The organism is Streptomyces sp. MK37H (assembly GCF_018035285.1).
In the GTDB taxonomy this organism is placed as follows: Bacteria; Actinomycetota; Actinomycetes; order Streptomycetales; family Streptomycetaceae; genus Streptomyces; species Streptomyces endocoffeicus.
The window spans coordinates 1-2112 of sequence record NZ_JAAAYH010000758.1; the positions used below are offsets into that span (position 1 = coordinate 1).

General features: G+C 70.5%; 2 protein-coding genes and 2 pseudogenes. 1 reads left to right on the forward strand and 3 read right to left on the reverse strand.

The annotated features are described in order from the left end of the window. The first annotated feature begins 35 nt into the window (after positions 1-35). A complete protein-coding gene (locus GWI24_RS43585; protein ID WP_210951547.1) occupies positions 36-1400 on the forward strand; it encodes an MFS transporter in 1365 nt (454 codons plus the stop codon). 78 nt (positions 1401-1478) lie between these two features. Here GWI24_RS43585 and GWI24_RS43590 read toward each other — a convergent pair. From GWI24_RS43590 to GWI24_RS46455, 3 genes and pseudogenes are all read right to left on the reverse strand, one after another. Then, positions 1479-1655 (reverse strand): annotated as a pseudogene (locus GWI24_RS43590) (TauD/TfdA family dioxygenase); the annotation flags it as partial. A gap of 1 nt (position 1656) precedes the next feature. Next, on the reverse strand, positions 1657-1749 hold the full coding sequence (locus tag GWI24_RS46000) for a 4Fe-4S binding protein (protein WP_247617714.1): 93 nt from the start codon (positions 1747-1749) through the stop codon (positions 1657-1659). A 128-nt stretch (positions 1750-1877) separates the two neighbouring features. After that, positions 1878-2096, reverse strand: a pseudogene (locus GWI24_RS46455) (ATP-binding cassette domain-containing protein); the annotation flags it as partial. Positions 2097-2112 lie beyond the last annotated feature (16 nt).

Here is a 2112-nt window from a genome sequence, read left to right on the forward strand (position 1 = left end):
GGCGGCGTTCTCCCCCTCTAGGTAAGGACCCGCGCATGGCAACGACGCCTGTGACCGAGCACAACGAGCCCAGCACACCGCCGGGCGCACCCGCCACCGAACGCGAACGCAAGCGGCTGCACACCAAGCTGAAGCTGGCCACCCAGATCGGCCAGGGGATCGACGGCTACATCATCGGCGGCATCGGCCTGGCGATGGGCGCGATCACCGACGACCTCCATCTGACCTCCGTGGAACAGGGGCTGGTCGGTGCCGCACCGCTGATCGGCATCTTCGTCGGAGGGCCGCTCTTCGGCCGGCTGGCCGACCGGTTCGGACGCCGGCCGGTGTTCCTCATCGACATGTTGATCTTCCTGGTCGGCTCGGTGCTCCAGTTCTTCGTCGTGGACGGCCCACAGCTCTTCCTCATCCGGCTGGTGATGGGTGTGGCGATCGGCGGCGAGTACGCGATCGGCGCGCCGCTGCTGTCGGAGTACGCGGGCCGACGTGGCCGCGGGCGGCTGCTGGCGAGCCTGGAGATCAGCTGGTACCTGGGGTACGCGCTGGCCACGGTCGTGGGGGCGCTGTTCACCTCCGTCGACGGCGGCTGGCGCTGGTCCCTGGCGAGCAGTGCGGTGATCGCGCTGGTGTGTGTGGCCCTGCGCGGTGGCATCCCGGAGTCCGCGCGCTGGCTGCTGAGCCAGGGGCGCCGGGACGAGGCGGAGGCGCTGATCGAGAAGTACGGCATCGAGGTGGATGTCGCCGCGGAACTCGACGAGCGCGACGAAGTGCGGCAGGACGGGTTCCGCGCGCTCTTCAGCCGGCAGCACATCCGTTCCACGGTGTTCGCCAGCGTCTTCTGGGCCGCCCTCGTGCTGCCGTACTTCGCCATCGGCACCTTCTGGACGGACGTCTTCGAGGCTCTGCACATGGGGGACAACGCGGTGGCGGCGCTGCTCGTCTACTCCTTCACCGCCGTGGCCGGTGTCACCGCGGGGTGCCTGGTCGTGGAGCGGATCGGCCGCCGCAGGCTGCTGATACCGCCGTTCTGGATCACGGCCGCGTGTCTGGCCCTGGTGGCGGTGTGGCCGTCCTCCACCCCGGTCATCGTCGTCGGCTTCCTGTTCTTCATCTTCCTCAACGCCGCCTCCTCGGCGCTGACCGCGGTCTATCCGCTGGAGGTGTTCCCCACGTCGCTGCGCACCACGGGCGTCGGCTTCGCCACGGCCATGAGCCGGGTGGGTGCCGCGATCGGTACGTTCCTGCTGCCGATGGGGCTCGACCACTTCGGGGCGGAGTTCGTGCTCCTGGTCGGCGCCGGAGTGCTGGTGGTCGGGGCCGTCGTGTCACAGTTCCTGGCGCCGGAGACCACCGACCTGGACCTGGCCCGCGCGGCCCGAACGGCCCGCGAAGGGGCGTAGCGGCACATGCCGACCCGCCCGGTGTGCGGATGGCGCACACCGGGCGGGCACTCTCATGGCACGGGAGGACGGTGGTCCTCAGGCGGCGGCCGGGGTGTAGTGGCCGGCCTCGTCCCCTTCGAGGACGTGGCTGCGCCCGCCGTCCACACCGACCGGGGTATCGCCCGCCACGGTCACCCGGTGCAGCAGGCGCGGCAGATCGCCGTAGTCGTCGGGCGCGTAGTGCTGGGTGATGCGGTTGTCGAAGACCACCACATCACCCGGGGCCCCGGGCGAAGACGTTCGTCGGGCACACCTTGACGCACTTGTCGCAGGCGATACAGCGCTCGGCCGAGACCAGCTCGATCATCAGGCAACCTTCCGTGGCGCGGTGGTCAGGGGCTCCGGGCGGGTCCATACGCGGTCCAGACCGCCCGTCACGATGCGGTGGTGCTGCCCCGGGCCCTGGGCGGGGAAGTCGAGCCGCTTGCCATGCCCGATGCCGCGGTCAAGGCCGGGGCCGGTGACCGGCTCTCCGTCCAGGAGGATCCGCCCGCTGGAGGGCCGGGTGAGGCCGCCGAGCAGGTCGAGCAGTGTGGACTTGCCGCATCCACTGGGCCCGACGACCACCATGAACTCACCCGCGGAGATCTCCAGGTCGATCCCGTCCAGGGCGGTGAACTCGGTGGCCCGGCGGGAGCCCGTCGTCCCCTGCATCGGAAATACCTTGCGG